Origin of the sequence: Streptomyces sp. NPDC016640 (assembly GCF_043076215.1) — a bacterium.
In the GTDB taxonomy this organism is placed as follows: domain Bacteria; phylum Actinomycetota; class Actinomycetes; order Streptomycetales; family Streptomycetaceae; genus Streptomyces.
Map to the genome: position 1 here is coordinate 74,158 of NZ_JBIBRG010000022.1, position 15,507 is coordinate 89,664.

15 protein-coding genes and 1 pseudogene are annotated in these 15,507 nt (G+C 73.3%); 10 read left to right on the forward strand and 6 right to left on the reverse strand.

What is annotated here, in order from left to right; translation table 11 throughout:
- Window positions 1–108: 108 nt before the first annotated feature.
- Both ACF07S_RS31970 and ACF07S_RS31975 read right to left on the reverse strand, forming a co-directional pair.
- Window positions 109–2,478, reverse strand: coding sequence for a Tex family protein (locus ACF07S_RS31970; RefSeq protein ID WP_391966862.1), 2,370 nt, complete (start codon window positions 2,476–2,478; stop codon window positions 109–111).
- 105 nt (window positions 2,479–2,583) lie between these two features.
- Window positions 2,584–2,715: an LPFR motif small protein gene (locus tag ACF07S_RS31975; RefSeq protein ID WP_391966861.1), complete on the reverse strand. Its 132-nt coding sequence runs from the start codon at window positions 2,713–2,715 to the stop codon at window positions 2,584–2,586.
- A gap of 172 nt (window positions 2,716–2,887) precedes the next feature.
- Here ACF07S_RS31975 and ACF07S_RS31980 point away from each other — a divergent pair, with 172 nt between their 5' ends.
- Window positions 2,888–3,856 (forward strand): GlxA family transcriptional regulator, encoded by a 969-nt coding sequence (locus ACF07S_RS31980; RefSeq protein WP_391975769.1) that lies wholly within the window; start codon window positions 2,888–2,890, stop codon window positions 3,854–3,856.
- A gap of 10 nt (window positions 3,857–3,866) precedes the next feature.
- Window positions 3,867–4,502, forward strand: a complete 636-nt coding sequence (locus ACF07S_RS31985; protein WP_391966859.1) for a DJ-1/PfpI family protein — start codon at window positions 3,867–3,869, stop codon at window positions 4,500–4,502.
- Here the strand turns inward: ACF07S_RS31985 and ACF07S_RS31990 are convergent.
- Window positions 4,489–5,244 carry an enoyl-CoA hydratase/isomerase family protein gene (locus ACF07S_RS31990; RefSeq protein WP_391966858.1) on the reverse strand — a complete coding sequence of 252 codons (756 nt, stop codon included), beginning with the start codon at window positions 5,242–5,244 and terminating at the stop codon, window positions 4,489–4,491. The genes ACF07S_RS31985 and ACF07S_RS31990 overlap by 14 nt on opposite strands.
- Before the next feature lie 104 nt (window positions 5,245–5,348).
- Here ACF07S_RS31990 and ACF07S_RS31995 point away from each other — a divergent pair, with 104 nt between their 5' ends.
- Complete coding sequence (locus tag ACF07S_RS31995; RefSeq protein ID WP_391966857.1) at window positions 5,349–6,005, forward strand: HdeD family acid-resistance protein; 657 nt, start codon at window positions 5,349–5,351, stop codon at window positions 6,003–6,005.
- A 138-nt stretch (window positions 6,006–6,143) separates the two neighbouring features.
- Window positions 6,144–6,701: an ATP-binding protein gene (locus ACF07S_RS32000; RefSeq protein ID WP_391975770.1), complete on the forward strand. Its 558-nt coding sequence runs from the start codon at window positions 6,144–6,146 to the stop codon at window positions 6,699–6,701.
- Here the strand turns inward: ACF07S_RS32000 and idi are convergent.
- The 3 genes from idi to galE form a co-directional block, all read right to left on the reverse strand.
- A complete protein-coding gene (idi, locus tag ACF07S_RS32005; RefSeq protein ID WP_391966855.1) occupies window positions 6,634–7,227 on the reverse strand; it encodes an isopentenyl-diphosphate Delta-isomerase in 594 nt (197 codons plus the stop codon). The genes ACF07S_RS32000 and idi overlap by 68 nt on opposite strands.
- Window positions 7,228–7,495: 268 nt before the next feature.
- The gene (locus ACF07S_RS32010; protein WP_391966854.1) at window positions 7,496–8,434 is read right to left on the reverse strand and encodes a cation diffusion facilitator family transporter; all 939 of its coding nucleotides are present in this window, start codon (window positions 8,432–8,434) and stop codon (window positions 7,496–7,498) included.
- Window positions 8,435–8,564: 130 nt separating this feature from the next.
- The gene (gene galE / locus ACF07S_RS32015; RefSeq protein ID WP_391966853.1) at window positions 8,565–9,536 is read right to left on the reverse strand and encodes a UDP-glucose 4-epimerase GalE; all 972 of its coding nucleotides are present in this window, start codon (window positions 9,534–9,536) and stop codon (window positions 8,565–8,567) included.
- Window positions 9,537–9,931: 395 nt separating this feature from the next.
- Between galE and ACF07S_RS32020 the strand changes: the two genes are divergently transcribed.
- The 6 genes and pseudogenes from ACF07S_RS32020 to ACF07S_RS32045 form a co-directional block, all read left to right on the forward strand.
- On the forward strand, window positions 9,932–11,770 hold the full coding sequence (locus tag ACF07S_RS32020; protein ID WP_391966852.1) for a DUF5941 domain-containing protein: 1,839 nt from the start codon (window positions 9,932–9,934) through the stop codon (window positions 11,768–11,770).
- Window positions 11,767–12,519: a sugar phosphate nucleotidyltransferase gene (locus tag ACF07S_RS32025; protein WP_391966851.1), complete on the forward strand. Its 753-nt coding sequence runs from the start codon at window positions 11,767–11,769 to the stop codon at window positions 12,517–12,519. Before ACF07S_RS32020 ends, ACF07S_RS32025 begins: the two co-directional genes overlap by 4 nt.
- Window positions 12,507–13,568, forward strand: coding sequence for an iron-containing alcohol dehydrogenase family protein (locus ACF07S_RS32030; RefSeq protein WP_391966850.1), 1,062 nt, complete (start codon window positions 12,507–12,509; stop codon window positions 13,566–13,568). Before ACF07S_RS32025 ends, ACF07S_RS32030 begins: the two co-directional genes overlap by 13 nt.
- Window positions 13,546–14,325, forward strand: a complete 780-nt coding sequence (locus ACF07S_RS32035) for a CDP-alcohol phosphatidyltransferase family protein (protein ID WP_391966849.1) — start codon at window positions 13,546–13,548, stop codon at window positions 14,323–14,325. Before ACF07S_RS32030 ends, ACF07S_RS32035 begins: the two co-directional genes overlap by 23 nt.
- An 8-nt stretch (window positions 14,326–14,333) precedes the next feature.
- Window positions 14,334–15,215: a glycosyltransferase family 2 protein gene (locus ACF07S_RS32040; RefSeq protein ID WP_391966913.1), complete on the forward strand. Its 882-nt coding sequence runs from the start codon at window positions 14,334–14,336 to the stop codon at window positions 15,213–15,215.
- Window positions 15,216–15,310: 95 nt separating this feature from the next.
- Window positions 15,311–15,507: pseudogene (locus ACF07S_RS32045) on the forward strand (ABC transporter permease); the annotation flags it as partial.

Genomic DNA, 15,507 nt, shown 5'->3' on the forward strand with positions numbered 1-15,507 from the left:
TCCCCGCAGCGCCCGGTGCTCCGCGGCACCGGTTCGGCGCCACCCCGAGGGCCCCGGCGGGCCCGGGCTCCGCGCACCTCGCGCGGAGCCCGGGCCCGGGGAGAGGGCTCAGCGCCGGCCGTTCCCCGGGTCGGCCAGACCGGCGCGGCGCAGGGCGTCGGCCATCGCGCTGTTGGCCGGCGCGGGCGCCTGGCGCGCGCCGCCGCCGTCACCGCCGCCGCGACCCTGGCGCTGCTGCGGCGGACGCCCGCCGCGCTGCCGGCGCTCACCGCCGCCGGCCGCCCGGCTCTGCGGCGCGGCCTCGTCGTCCAGCCGCAGCGTCAGCGAGATCCGCTTGCGCGGGATGTCCACGTCCAGGACCTTCACCTTGACGATGTCGCCCGGCTTCACCACGTCCCGCGGGTCCTTGACGAACGTCTTCGACATCGCGGAGACGTGCACCAGGCCGTCCTGATGGACACCGACGTCGACGAACGCGCCGAAGGCGGCCACGTTCGTCACCACGCCCTCCAGGACCATCCCGGAGGACAGGTCGGAGATCTTCTCCACGCCCTCCTTGAAGACGGCCGCCCTGAACGCGGGACGCGGATCGCGTCCCGGCTTCTCCAGTTCCCTGAGGATGTCGCCGACGGTCGGCAGACCGAACGACTCGTCCACGAAGTCCTGCGGCCGCAGCGAGCGCAGCACCGCCGTGTTGCCGATCAGGGCGGCGACCTCCTGGCCGGACGTCTTCACCATGCGCCGCACCACCGGGTAGGCCTCCGGGTGCACGCTGGAGGCGTCCAGCGGGTCGTCGCCGCCGCGGATGCGCAGGAAGCCCGCGCACTGCTCGAACGCCTTCGGGCCGAGCCGCGCCACCTTCTTCAGCTCGCCGCGCGAGCGGAAGGGCCCGTTGGAGTCGCGGTGGGACACGATGTTCTCCGCCAGCCCGGAGGTGATGCCGGAGACCCGGGCGAGCAGCGGCGCCGACGCGGTGTTGACGTCCACGCCCACGCCGTTCACACAGTCCTCCACCACCGCGTCCAGCGAACGCGACAGTTTCACCTCGGACAGGTCGTGCTGGTACTGCCCGACACCGATCGACTTCGGGTCGATCTTCACCAGCTCGGCCAGCGGGTCCTGCAGCCGCCGCGCGATCGACACCGCGCCGCGCAGCGACACGTCCATGTCCGGCAGCTCCTGGGAGGCGAAGGCGGAGGCCGAGTACACGGAGGCGCCGGCCTCGGACACCATCACCTTGGTCAGCTGCAGCTCGGGGTGGCCGGCGATGAGCTCACCGGCGAGCTTGTCGGTCTCGCGGGACGCCGTGCCGTTGCCGATGGCGATCAGCTCGACGGCGTGCTCCTTCGCCAGCCGGGCCAGTTTGGCGATCGCCTCGTCCCACCGGTTGGCCGGGACGTGCGGATGGATCACGTCCGTGGCGACGACCTTGCCGGTCGCGTCCACCACGGCGACCTTCACGCCCGTACGGAAGCCGGGGTCGAGGCCGAGCGTCGCGCGCGTGCCCGCCGGGGCGGCGAGCAGCAGATCGCGCAGGTTGGCCGCGAAGACCCGCACCGCCTCGTCCTCGGCCGCGGTGCGCAGCCGCAGGCGCAGATCGATGCCGAGGTGCACCAGGATGCGCGTACGCCACGCCCAGCGGACCGTGTCCAGCAGCCACTTGTCGCCCGGACGTCCCCGGTCGGCGATCCCGTGGCGGTTCGCGACCGTCCGCTCGAACGACGACGGGCCCTCCACCGGCTCCTCCGGCTCCAGGACGAGGTCGAGGACCTCCTCCTTCTCGCCGCGCAGCAGCGCCAGGACGCGGTGCGAGGGCAGCTCGGTGAACGGTTCGGCGAAGTCGAAGTAGTCGGCGAACTTCGCGCCCGCCTCCTCCTTGCCGGCGCGCACCTTCGCGGCCAGCCGCCCGCGCACCCACATCCGCTCGCGCAGCTCGCCGATCAGGTCGGCGTCCTCGGCGAACCGCTCGGTGAGGATGGCCCGCGCGCCGTCCAGGGCGGCCTGCGGATCGGCGACACCCTTGCCGGCGTCCACGAACGCGGCGGCCGCGGCGAGGGGCTCGACGCCCGGATCACCGAGCAGCCCCTCCGCCAGCGGCTCCAGCCCCGCCTCCCGTGCGGTCTGCGCCTTGGTGCGCCGCTTGGGCTTGTACGGCAGATAGATGTCCTCCAGGCGCGCCTTGGTCTCCGCGCCGCGGATCCGCGCCTCGAGCTCGTCGGTGAGTTTGCCCTGCTCGCGCACCGACTCCAGGATCGCCGTACGACGCTCCTCCAGCTCCCGCAGGTAGCGCAGCCGCTCCTCGATCGTGCGCAGCTGCGCGTCGTCGAGCATCTCGGTCGCTTCCTTGCGGTAGCGGGCGATGAAGGGCACCGTCGAGCCGCCGTCGAGCAGCCCGACGGCGGCCTCGACCTGCCGCACCCGTACGCCGAGTTCCTCGGCGATCCTGCCTTCGATGGACCCTGTGAGGGGTGTCGTCACGATCCCGTACCGCCTTCTCCACTGAGGTTGCGCGGCAATTGTGGCAGGTGGCGCCGACAATCGGGGATCAGGGCGACGACTCGCCCGGACATCGCGCGAGCGGCGTCAGGCGCGGTGGCCGCGAGTGGTGGAGGAGGCCCCGCCGAAGAGCCGGGCGAGTGCCCGGAAGGGCAGGGTCACGACGGTGGCGACGGCGCCGCCGATCTGACGCAGGACGTCCGCGATGGCACGGAACACGTGTTTCCCCTTTCGTCCGCCGGCCTCACGGCCGGTCACGGTCTCCAACTCCGTGTACCTCGTCGCCGCTTCACCATGCACGGAGCCGCCCGGCGCTCACCCGCGGGGCGTGGCAGGAAAGGTGGGGAACACGTCGTTGCGGCCGTCACGGGCACCGCCAAGAATCGCTCGCATGGCACAGCGAACCGTTCTGGTCGTCCTCTTCGACGATGTGCAGAGCCTCGACGTCACCGGCCCCGTGGAGGTCTTCGCGGGCGCCGGGAAACACACGCCGGGGACCTACCGGCTGTGCACCGCCTCCGTGGACGGTGCGCCCGTGCGCACCACCAGCGGTCTGACCGTCGTACCGGACGGGGCCCTGGCCGACGCGCCGGAGCCGCACACCCTGCTGGTGCCCGGCGGCCGGGGCACCCGCCGGCCCGATCCGCGGCTGACCGGCTGGCTGCGCCGGCACGGGCCGCGCGCCGAGCGGCTGGTCTCCGTCTGCACGGGTGCCGCCCTGCTCGCCGGCGCCGGGCTGCTGGACGGCCGCCGCGCCACCACGCACTGGGCCTACAGCGACACGCTGGCCCGCGACCACCCGGCCGTCGAGGTCGACCCGGACCCCATCTACGTCCGTGACGGCCACGTCGCCACCTCCGCCGGTGTCACCTCGGGCATCGACCTCGCGCTCGCCCTGGTGGAGGAGGACCTCGGCCGGGACGTCGCCCTCGCCGTCGCCCGGCACCTGGTGGTGTTCCTGCGCCGGCCCGGCAACCAGGCCCAGTTCAGCGCCCAGCTCGCCGCCCAGACCGCCCGCCGCGAACCGCTGCGCGAGGTGCAGCAGTGGATCACCGAGCACCCCGGCGCCGATCTGTGCGTCGAGGCGCTCGCCGCCCGCGCGGCCCTCTCACCGCGCCACTTCGCCCGTGCCTTCCACGCCGAGACCGGCATGCCCCCCGGCCGCTACGTCGACCGGGTACGGCTCGAGCACGCCCGGCGCCTGCTGGAGGACACCGGTGACGGCGTGGAGGAGATCTCCCGCGCCAGCGGCTACGGCACGCCCGAGGCCATGCGGCGCGCCTTCGTCCGGACCCTCGGGACGTCCCCGGCCGAGTACCGCCGCCGTTTCCGGCCCGCCCCCTCACCCGCCCCCGCCTGAAAGGCCCCCGATGCAGATCGCCATCGTCCTCTTCGACCGCTTCACCGCCCTGGACGCGGTGGGCCCCTACGAGACCCTCGGCCGGCTCCCGGACGCGGAGACCGTCTTCGTCGCCGAGCGGACCGGTCCGGTGCGCACCGAGACCGGCGCGCTCGCGATCACCGCCGACCGGACGCTCGAGGAGACCCCGCACCCGGACATCGTCGTCGTCCCCGGCGGCCCCGGACAGACGCCCCAGATGGAGAACGAGGTCCTGCTGGACTGGCTGCGCCGCGCCGACGCGTCCAGCACCTGGACGACGTCCGTGTGCACCGGGTCCCTGCTGCTGGCCGCCGCCGGGCTCCTCGAGGGCCGCCGGGCCACCTCGCACTGGCTGGCGCTGGACCACCTCGGGCGCTTCGGCGCCGAGCCCACCGGGGAGCGGGTGGTCACCGACGGCAAGTACGTCACCGCGGCCGGTGTCTCCTCCGGCATCGACATGGGCCTCACCCTGCTCGGCCGGATCGCCGGCGACGAACACGCCCAAGCGGTCCAGCTGCTCACCGAGTACGACCCGCAGCCGCCCTACGACGCGGGGTCCCCGCAGAAGGCGCCCGCGCACCTCGTCGAGGAGTTCCGGTCGAAGAGCCGCTTCACCCTGACGTAGGCACGCTCCAGGTGAAGCGCGGCGACCGGCGCTCCAGGAACGCGGCGACCCCCTCCGCGGTGTCGCCGCTCTCCCGCGCCCGTTCGCTCCAGTGCGCGTCCCGGTCGGTGCGGCCGTTCGCGAACTCCTTCGCCGCCATCTGCGTCAGCTGCGAGCGGGAGGCCAGGATCCGGGTGAATTCCGCGACCCGCCCGTCCAGTTCGCCCTCCGGCAGCACCTCGTCCAGCAGACCGGTGCGCAGGGCCCGCTCGGCTCCGATCAACTCACCGGAGAACAGCAGGTACTTGGCGGTGGCTGGACCCACCAGCGACACCAGTCGCCGGGTGGCGGAGGCCGGGTAGACGATGCCGAGCTTCGCCGGGGTCACCCCGAACCGTGCCCCCTCGGCCGCGAACCGCAGATCGCAGGCCGCCGCCAGTTGGGCCCCGCCGCCCACGCAGTGTCCGCGGATCACCGCCAGGGTCGGCTTGGGGAAGGCGGCCAGTGCCTCCTCCGCCGCCCCGGCCAGGCCCTGCGCCCGAAGCGGCGACCCCTGGAGCGTGGAGATGTCGGCCCCGGCGCAGAACGTCCCGCCCGCACCGGTCAGCACCAGCACCCGCACGTCCGGGTCGGCCGCCAGGGTTTCCAGCAGGGGCGGCAGGGAACTCCACATGGCGGCCGTCATGGCGTTGCGCTTCGCCGGATTCCGGATGACGACCGTGGCGACCGAGTCGGTGACGCCGTGCAGCAGCTGGGGCTCCATGCGCCGGATGCTATCCGGCCCGGTCGAAGGGCCGGACGGCGGTGGTCCACCCGGCCGGGACCGGCGGACGGGACCGGCGGGGAAACGGGAGCGAGGAGGCACTCATGGCCGCATCCGCCAAGCCCCGGGGCGAGGCCGCGAAACTGAGCCGCGGCTTCGGCTGGCTCGCCGTGCTCGGGGTCGTCCTGGTCCTCGCCGGCCTGGTCGGCCTCGTCTACACCGGCGTCGCCACCCTGACGTCGATGCTGCTGTTCGGCTGGCTGCTGCTGACCGGCGGCGTGGTCGGGCTCCTGCACGCGGTGCAGGCCCGGCACACCAACTTCTTCTGGCTCGGCGTGGTCGTCGCGGCCCTGAACATCGCGGCCGGTGCGGTGGTCCTGAGGACGCCGGAGGCGGCGGCCGAGGCACTGGCCATGTTCGCCGCGCTGCTGTTCCTCACCGGCGGGCTGTTCCGTCTGGTCGGCAGCCTGGTGGTGCGCGGACCGCAGTTCGGCTGGACGCTGGTGCAGGGCGCCTTCGGCCTGCTGCTCGGCATCCTGGTACTGGCCGCCTGGCCGAGCGGCAGCCAGTACGTCATCGGTACGTTCTTCTCGCTCTCCCTCCTCTTCGACGGGCTCGGACTGATCGCCACCGGCTACGGCGGCCGCCGGATCGTGGGCATGGTCTCCGAGCGGCTGGCCGACGAGGAGACCGGCCGGGCGGCGGGGGAGCGGCCGGACGGTGCGGACCACCGCGCCACCAAACCCGTACCACCCGAATAGTTCGCCGCGGCGGGCACACAGCGGGCCGGAACGGTCCGGTGAACGACCGGGAGAAGCACCAACGGTCGGAAACGCTCGGTATCCGCTGACTTGTGGTCAGCGTCGAAGTGCGGGCCGCTCGGTACCAACACTTGAGGTGTGGTGACAATCGAGCGTGAGAGCGGCGGTCCGCTGCCGTACGAGGGTGTCTGGCGGTTCACCGCCCCGGCCGTCGACGCCTCGGTCCCGCGGGCCCGCCACGCCGTGCGCGACCTGCTGGCGCGGCAGGGCGTGCCGGCCGCGGACGACGTGGTCCAGGGACTGCTGCTGATCGTCTCGGAACTGGTCACCAACGTCGTACGGCACGCGGCGCTGCTGTCCCCGACGCTCGCCGTCGAGGTCGCCGTCGGCGCCGAGTGGATCCGGGTGGCCGTGGAGGACAGCCATCCCTACCGGCCCGCCGCCCCGGAGACCGACCACGGCCGCACCGGCGGCCGCGGACTGCTCCTGGTGCGCGAGATCACCCGCGAGGCGGGCGGAGCGTGCGAGACCGAGCGCACCGCGAACGGCGGCAAGGTGATCCGGGCCGCCCTGCCGCTCGAACCCCGGCTGACGCGGCACCAGGTGCCGCGTCAGCCGGGGTTCGCCGTCACCAGCCCGCCGACGGCCCCGTCAGCTCGCGGACCGCGGGCCGGGCCGCGTCCAGGACGGTCATGAACCAGGCCGAGAAGGTGTCCCGCGCGTGCCGCTCCGCCAGCTCGGCCGGGGTCACGTACGCGGTGGACGCCACCTCCCGCGCGTCGGGCCGCAACGGCGCCTGCGCCATGCCGACGAAGAGATGGTTGTACTCCTGCTCGACCAGGCCCGAGGCCGGGTCCGGGTGGTTGTAGCGGACCGTGCCGGCCTCGGCGAGCAGGGAGGGGGACACGCCCAGCTCCTCGAAGGTCCGCCGGGCCGCCGCGGCGAACGGGGCCTCACCGGGGTAGGGGTGACCGCAGCAGGTGTTGGACCACACGCCGGGGGAGTGGTACTTGCCCAGCGCCCGCTGCTGGAGCAGCAGCCGCCCGCGCTCGTCGAACAGGAACACCGAGAACGCCCGGTGCAGCCGCCCCGGCGGCTGATGGGCGGCGAGCTTCTCCGCGGTGCCGGTCGTCACGCCGTCCTCGTCGACCAGTTCCAGCAAAATCGGCTCGGCGGTGCCGCTCGACGGACTGTGCGTCGCGGTGGCAGGTGTGATCGGCATACCCATCCTTCACTCGGTCTTCGCGCCCCAAGTCTGCCGCACGAATCCGGCACTCCCGGCACTCCGCCACCGCCCGCATGTCCCGTCGGCGGCCCGGGCGGCGGTCGTCACCGGACGGACGGCGGAAGCGGGTGGGGGGTGAGAGTGCCCGCGGCGGCCGGCCGGAATCCGCACGCCGCGGGACCCGTCCGCGCGGGGACGCCGGCACCGGGTCGGAGGGACGCGTCACGCCGCGCGTGGGCGCGCCGGGGCGCCGCCGGGCCGCCCGTCAGTGGCAGAGACGCGCCTCGTGCTCGGCGTGCCCGCCGGGCTCCAGCTGGAAGGTGCAGTGCTCCACGTCGAAGTGGTCGCCCAGACAGCCCTGCAGCTCGTGCAGCATCTTCTCGTGCCCGATGGCGTTCAGGACCTCGGAGCTGACGACCACGTGCGCGGAGAGCACCGGCATGCCCGAGGTGATCGTCCAGGCGTGCAGATCGTGGACGTCCTCCACGCCGTCCGTGGCCAGGATGTGCGCGCGCACCTGCCCCATGTCGACGCCCTTGGGCGCCGCCTCCAGCAGGACGTCCAGGGTCTCGCCGAGCAGCTTCCAGGTCCGGGGCACGATCATCAGCGCGATCAGCAGGGAGGCGATCGGATCGGCCGCCGTCCAGCCCGTGGTCAGGACCACCAGCGCCGACAGGATCACCGCGACCGAGCCGAGCGCGTCCGCCGCCACCTCGAGGAAGGCGCCGCGCACGTTCAGGCTGTCCTTCTGCCCGCGCATCAGCAGCGTCAGCGACACCATGTTGGCGACCAGCCCGATCGCGCCGAACACCATCGTCAGGCCGCCCGCGGTGCCGGCCGGGGTGACGAACCGGTCGATCGCCTCGTACAGCACGTAGCCGCCCACGCCGAGCAGCAGCAGACAGTTGGCCAGGGCGGCGAGGATCTCCGCGCGGGCGAGCCCGAAGGTGCGCCGCTCGCTCGGCGGGCGGCCCGCCACATGGATGGCCAGCAGGGCCATGCCGAGCCCCAGGGCGTCCGTCGCCATGTGGGCGGCGTCCGCCACGAGCGCGAGCGAGTCGGTCAGCATCCCGCCGACGAGCTCGACCACCATGACGCCGAGGGTGATCGCCAGGGCCACCCGCAGCCTGCCGCGGTACGCCGCGCCCGCGGTACCGCCGGTGGCCGCACCGTGCGCATGCCCGTGATCGTGCCCAGCTCCCATGTGAGCCGCCCGCCTCTCCGTCACCGTCCGGATCACAGTGAACTACGGGTGGGGGGTATCGGGCAACGCGGCACTGAACACCGTTGTCATCTCCTCTGACCTGCGAAAACGAAGCGCAGGTCAGTGCGGTTCAGCGGCTACGGTGCCGTTGCCAGCCCTCCCAGGCCGAGCCGACCATCTCGTGCACCGAGCGGCGGGCGGTCCAGTGGAGGTGTGCGGCCGCGCGGTCGGCCGAGGCCACCGCGCGGGGGGCGTCGCCGGGGCGGCGGGCCTCGACGACCGGGGCCCGGCTGTCGCCGGTGACGTCGCCGATGACCGTGATCAGTTCGCGCACCGAGACGCCCTCGCCGCGGCCGATGTTCACGGTCAGATCGCCGGCGAGGCCGCCGCCCGCCAGCCGGCGGGCCGCCGCCAGGTGGGCCTGGGCCAGATCGGCCACGTGGATGTAGTCACGGACGCACGTACCGTCCGGCGTCGGATAGTCGTCCCCGAAGATGCGCGGGGCCTCGCCGCGGGTGAGCCGGTCGAACACCATCGGCACGATGTTGAAGACGCCGGTGTCGGCCAGTTCCGGCGCCGCCGCCCCCGCCACGTTGAAGTAGCGCAGGCACACCGTGGAGATGCCGTGCGCCCGGCCCGCCGCCCGCACCAGCCACTCCCCGGCGAGTTTGGTCTCGCCGTAGGGGTTCACCGGGGCGCAGGGCGTGTCCTCCGTGATGAGATCCACACCGGGGTCGCCGTACACCGCCGCGGACGAGGAGAAGACGAAGCGGCCGATGCCGGCCCGTGCGACGGCGTCCAGGAGCGTCGCGAGGCCGCCCACGTTCTCGCGGTAGTACCGGGTCGGCTCCGCCACGGACTCGGCCACCTGCTTGCGGGCGGCGAGATGCACCACCCCCGTCACCCCGTGCTCCGCGAACACCCGCTCCAGCAGCACGCCGTCCAGCGACGAGCCCTCGATCAGCGGAACGCCGGCGGGAAGACGCGCCGGCACGCCGGCCGAGAGGTCGTCGAGGGCGACGACGCGTTCCCCGGCATCGGTCATGGCCCGCGCCACGTGTGCCCCGATGTAACCGGCTCCGCCGGTGATCAGCCAAGTCATGGTCGCCCACCCTATGCGGCCCAGGGCCGGCGGATCCCGCCCGAGCCGCCCACGCCCCCCGCCGAGCGCTCCCGGCGGCCGGGAACGCCTGCCCCCGCCGTCCGTTGCCGTCCGTGCCCGCCCCCGCCGAGCGGTTCCGGTGGCCGGAAACGCCTCATACCGGCATCAAAGCCCGCCGAGGCGGCGCGGTTTGTGGGCCGGGCCCCGTATCCCCGATGATGATCGCGGCAGGGGTGCGGGCGAACCCCGTCGATCCAGCCGCCGAACGGGCGGTGAACGGGGGCTTCCGGGAATCCGATAGCCTCTGCCGACATGCCGCCCGGAGGTCCCGGCACGGGCGCCCCACCATGTACACGACCGGCGTGGACGCGTCGGCCCCCAGGGAGTGATTTCGGTTGTCGACCGCCATCCTCACCGGCCAGCCGGTCCCCGGTTCGTCGATCGAGGGCGACCTGCGCTCCCTCGGCTTCGACGTGCGGATCGCGTCCGGTGCCGCCGAGGCCGAAACGCTGCTCGCCGGGGTGCCCGCGGGGCAGCGGGTCGCCGTGGTCGACCCCCGCTTCGTGGGCCATGTGCACGCGCTGCGCCTCGGCCTCACCGACCCCCGCTTCCCGCTCTCCGCGATCCCCGGCGCCGTCACCGCCCAGCAGGCCGGCCGCCAGGCCCTGACCCGCGCGGTGGCCCGCGAGAACTCCGCGGCGGCCGTCGAGGCGGGCGGCGGCACCACCCTCCTCGACAGCCTCGCCGACCGCGTCGGCACCGCCCTCGACGCCGACGGCGCCGCTGTGCACCGCCCGGAGCTCGGCCGCCTCGTCGCCACCGTCCCCGGAGACCCCCAGGCCCGCAACGAGGCCCGGCAGGCCGTCGCCGCCGTGGACGACGAGGCCGTACGCCTGAAGTCCGCCGTCAAGGCCCGCGACGGCTTCTTCACCACCCACTGCGTCAGCCCGTACTCCCGCTACATCGCCCGCTGGTGCGCCCGCCGAGGTCTGACCCCCAACCAGGTCACCACCGCCTCCCTGCTCACCGCGCTCATAGCGGCCGGCTGCGCCGCCACCGGCACCCGCGGCGGCTTCGTCGCCGCCGGCGTGCTGCTCATCGCCTCCTTCGTACTGGACTGCACCGACGGCCAGCTCGCCCGCTACTCCCTGCAGTACTCCACCCTCGGCGCCTGGCTCGACGCCACCTTCGACCGCGCCAAGGAGTACGCCTACTACGCCGGCCTCGCCCTAGGCGCCGCCCGCGGCGGCGACGACGTGTGGGCCCTCGCCCTCGGCGCGATGGTCCTGCAGACCTGCCGGCACGTCGTGGACTTCTCCTTCAACGAGGCGCACGTCGTGGGCACCGACGCCACCGCCAACACCAGTCCCACCGCCGCCCTCTCCGACAGGCTCGACGCCGTCGGCTGGACGGTCTGGGTGCGCCGCATGATCGTCCTGCCGATCGGCGAACGCTGGGCGATGATCGCCGTCCTCACCGCCGTCACGACCCCCCGGATCACCTTCTGCGCGCTGCTCATCGGCTGCGCCTTCGCGGCGACGTACACCACCGCGGGCCGCGTCCTGCGCTCGCTGACCCGCAGGGCCCGCCGCACCGACCGGGCGGCGCGGGCACTCGCGGACCTCGCCGACTCCGGCCCGCTCACCGAGGCGCTCACCGGCCCGCTGACGGAGCCCGCACGACGGCTCCCCGGTCTCACCGCCCCCGCCGTCGCCCTGCTCGGCGGCCTCGCCGTCGTCGCCACGGCCGCGCTCACCGGCTTCGGCGGCCCCTGGACCGTCGCCGCCGCCTGCCTCTACGTCCTGACCTCCGCCCTCGCCGTCGCCCGCCCTCTCAAGGGCGCCCTCGACTGGCTGGTCCCCCCGTTCTTCCGTGCCGCCGAGTACGGCACCGTCCTGGCCCTGGCGGCCGACGCGGACGTGAACGGGGCGTTGCCCGCGGCCTACGGACTGGTGGCCGCCGTCGCCTACCATCACTACGACACGGTCTACCGCATCCGCGGCGACGCGGGCGCGTCCCCGCGCTGGCTGGTGCGGGCGACCGGGGGGCACGAGGGCCGCGTCCTGGCGGTCGCCGTGCTCGCGGCCCTGCTCACCGCCGCGCAGTTCACGGTCGCGCTCACGGTCCTCGCCGTGGCCGTGTCCCTGCTGGTGCTCGTCGAGAGCATCCGCTTCTGGGTGACCGCCCACCAGGGTGGCGCGCCCGCCGTACACGATGAAGGAGAACCCGCATGATCGGCCTCGTGCTGGCGGCCGGCGCCGGACGGCGTCTGCGCCCCTACACCGACAGCCTTCCCAAGGCGCTGGTGCCGGTGGGGCCCGCGGGCATAGAGGGCGAACCCACGGTCCTGGACCTGACCCTCGGCAACTTCGCCGAGATCGGCCTGACCGAGGCCGCGGTCATCGTCGGCTACCGCAAGGAGGCCGTGTACGAGCGCAAGGCGGCCCTGGAGCGGAAGTACGGTCTCAAGCTCACCCTCATCGACAACGACAAGGCCGAGGAGTGGAACAACGCCTACTCCCTGTGGTGCGGCCGTGACGCCCTCAAGGACGGCGTGATCCTCGCCAACGGCGACACCGTGCACCCGGTCTCCGTGGAGAGGACCCTGCTCGCCGCGCGCGGCGACGGCAAGCGGATCATCCTCGCCCTCGACACCGTCAAGCAGCTCGCCGACGAGGAGATGAAGGTCGTCGTCGATCCCGGCAAGGGCATGACGCGGATCACCAAGCTGATGGACCCGGCCGAGGCGACCGGCGAGTACATCGGCGTCACCCTCATCGAGGGCGAGGCCGCCCCCGAACTGGCCGACGCGCTGCGGACCGTGTGGGAGAGCGACCCTCAGCAGTTCTACGAGCACGGCTACCAGGAGCTGGTGAACCGAGGCTTCCGGATCGATGTGGCGCCGATCGGCGACGTCGAGTGGGTGGAGATCGACAACCACGACGATCTCGCCCGCGGACGGGAGATCGCGTGCCAGTACTGACCCGGCTCATTCCCTCGCCGGTCGTCGTGGACATCCGCCCGGGTGCCCTCGACGACCTGGCCTGCGTCCTCGCCGACGAGCGCATCTCGCAGTCGGGCCGGCTCGCCATCGCCGTCAGCGGCGGCTCGGGCGCCCGGCTGCGCGAGCGGATCGCCCCCTCGCTGCCGGGTGCCACCTGGTACGAGGTCGGCGGCGGCACCATCGACGACGCGGTCCGGCTGGCCGGCGACATAAAGGCCGGCCACTACGACGCGGTCGTCGGCCTGGGCGGCGGGAAGATCATCGACTGCGCCAAGTTCGCGGCGGCACGGGTCGGCCTGCCCCTGGTCGCCGTCGCCACCAACCTGGCGCACGACGGCCTGTGCTCACCGGTCGCGACCCTCGACAACGACGCCGGCCGCGGCTCCTACGGGGTGCCGAACCCGATCGCCGTCGTCATCGACCTCAACGTCATCCGCGAGGCCCCGGTCCGCTTCGTGCGGTCCGGCATCGGCGACGCCATCTCCAACATCTCCGCCGTCGCGGACTGGGAACTGTCCCACCGCGTCAACGGGGAGAAGATCGACGGCCTCGCCGCCGCCATGGCCCGGCAGGCCGGCGAGGCGGTGCTGCGGCACCCGGGCGGAGCCGGCGACGACGGCTTCCTGCAGGTGCTGGCCGAGGCCCTGGTCCTCACCGGAATCGCCATGTCCGTGTCGGGCGACTCGCGCCCCTCCTCCGGCGCCTGCCACGAGATCAACCACGCCTTCGACCTGCTCTACCCCAAGCGGGCCGCCGCCCACGGCGAGCAGTGCGGACTCGGTGCCGCCTTCGCCATGTACCTGCGCGGGGCGCACGAGGAATCGGCGTACATGGCCGAGGTGCTGCGCCGGCACGGGCTGCCGGTGCTGCCGGAGGAGATCGGATTCACGGCGGACGAGTTCGTCCGCGTCGTCGAGTTCGCCCCGGAGACCCGGCCCGGCCGCTTCACCATCCTCGAGCATCTCGACCTGAAGACCGAACAGATCAAGGACGTCTACGCCGACTATGTCAAGGCCATCGGTAGCTGAACTCCGTCCGGTCGTGCACCCCGCGGGGGTCAAGGACCGGCGCAGCGGTGAGCACTGGATGGGACGCCTCTACATGCGCGAGGTGTCCCTGCGGGTGGACCGCTACCTGGTGAACACCAGGATCACGCCCAACCAGCTCACGTACCTGATGACCGTCTTCGGCGTCCTCGCGGCCCCGGCGCTGCTGGTGCCGGGGATCGCGGGGGCCGTGCTCGGCGTCGTCATGGTCCAGCTGTACCTGCTGCTGGACTGCGTCGACGGCGAGATCGCGCGCTGGAAGAAGCAGTACTCGCTCAGCGGCGTCTACCTGGACCGGGTCGGTGCCTACCTGTGCGACGCCGCCGTCCTGGTCGGCCTGGGGCTGCGCGCCGCCGACCTCTGGGGCCCCGGGCGCGTCGACTGGCTGTGGGCCTTCCTCGGCACCCTGGCCGCGCTCGGCGCGATCCTGGTCAAGGCGGAGACCGACCTGGTCGGGGTGGCCCGCCACCAGGGCGGGCTGCCGCCCGTCAAGGAGGCCGCCGCCGAGCCCCGGTCCTCCGGCATGGCGCTGGCCCGCAGGGCCGCCGCCGCGCTCAGGTTCCACCGGCTGATCCTGGGCATCGAGGCGTCCCTGCTGATCCTGCTCCTCGCGATCCTGGACGCCGGCCGGGGCGACCTGTTCTTCACCCGGCTCGGCACCGCCGTACTCGCCGGCATCGCGCTGCTGCAGACCCTGCTGCACCTGGTGTCCGTCCTCGCCTCCAGCAGGCTGAAGTGAGTGCCGGCATGAAGGTCGGCGCGGTGATCATCACCATGGGCAACCGGCCCGACGAACTGCGCGCCCTGCTCGACTCGGTCGCCAAGCAGGACGGCGACCCGGTCGAGGTCGTCGTGGTCGGCAACGGCTCACCCGTCCCCGACGTCGCGGAGCTCTCCCCGGTCGTACGCACCGTCGAGCTGCCGGAGAACCTCGGCATCCCGGGCGGCCGCAACGTCGGCATCGAGGCCTTCGGCCCCGGCGGCCGGGACGTCGACATCCTGCTCTTCCTCGACGACGACGGTCTGCTCGCCGGCCACGACACGGTCGAGCTGTGCCGCGAGGCCTTCACGGCCGACCCCCGGCTGGGCATCATCAGCTTCCGCATCGCCGATCCGGAGACCGGGGTCACCCAGCGCCGCCATGTGCCCCGGCTGCGCGCCTCCGACCCGATGCGTTCCTCACGCGTGACCACCTTCCTCGGCGGCGCCAACGCCGTACGCACCCGGGTCCTCGCCGAGGTCGGCGGCCTGCCGGACGCGTTCTTCTACGCCCATGAGGAGACCGATCTGGCCTGGCGGGCCCTCGACGCCGGCTGGATGATCGACTACCGGTCCGACATGGTGCTGTACCACCCGACGACCGCCCCCTCGCGGCACGCGGTCTACCACCGCATGGTCGCCCGCAACCGGGTCTGGCTCGCCCGCCGCAACCTCCCCGCGCTCCTCGTCCCGGTCTATCTGGGCGTCTGGATGCTCCTCACCCTCCTGCGCCGCCCCTCGCGCCCGGCACTGAAAGCCTGGTTCGGCGGGTTCCGCGAGGGCCTGACCACCCCCTGCGGGCCCCGCCGGCCCATGAAGTGGCGTACGGTGTGGCGGCTGACCCGACTGGGCCGGCCCCCCGTCATCTGACAAGCTCGTATGCGAGAACATCGGGGCCGTACCCGGGTTCCACGGCTCATGCAGGCCCGCGGGCCGAGCATCTCGAGGACGAAAGTTTTCCACTGGTGAGTGAGACAACGCACGACGGCACGGTCGCGGTCAGCGCGTCCGCGCCGCCCGACGAGGGCCTCACGGCGGAACGGCTCGCCGCCAAGTACGGGCTGTCCGTCAGCGGCGCCCGCCCGTCCCTCGTCGAGTACGTCCGTCAGCTGTGGGGGCGGCGGCACTTCATCGTCGCCTTCGCGCGGGCGAAGCTGACCGC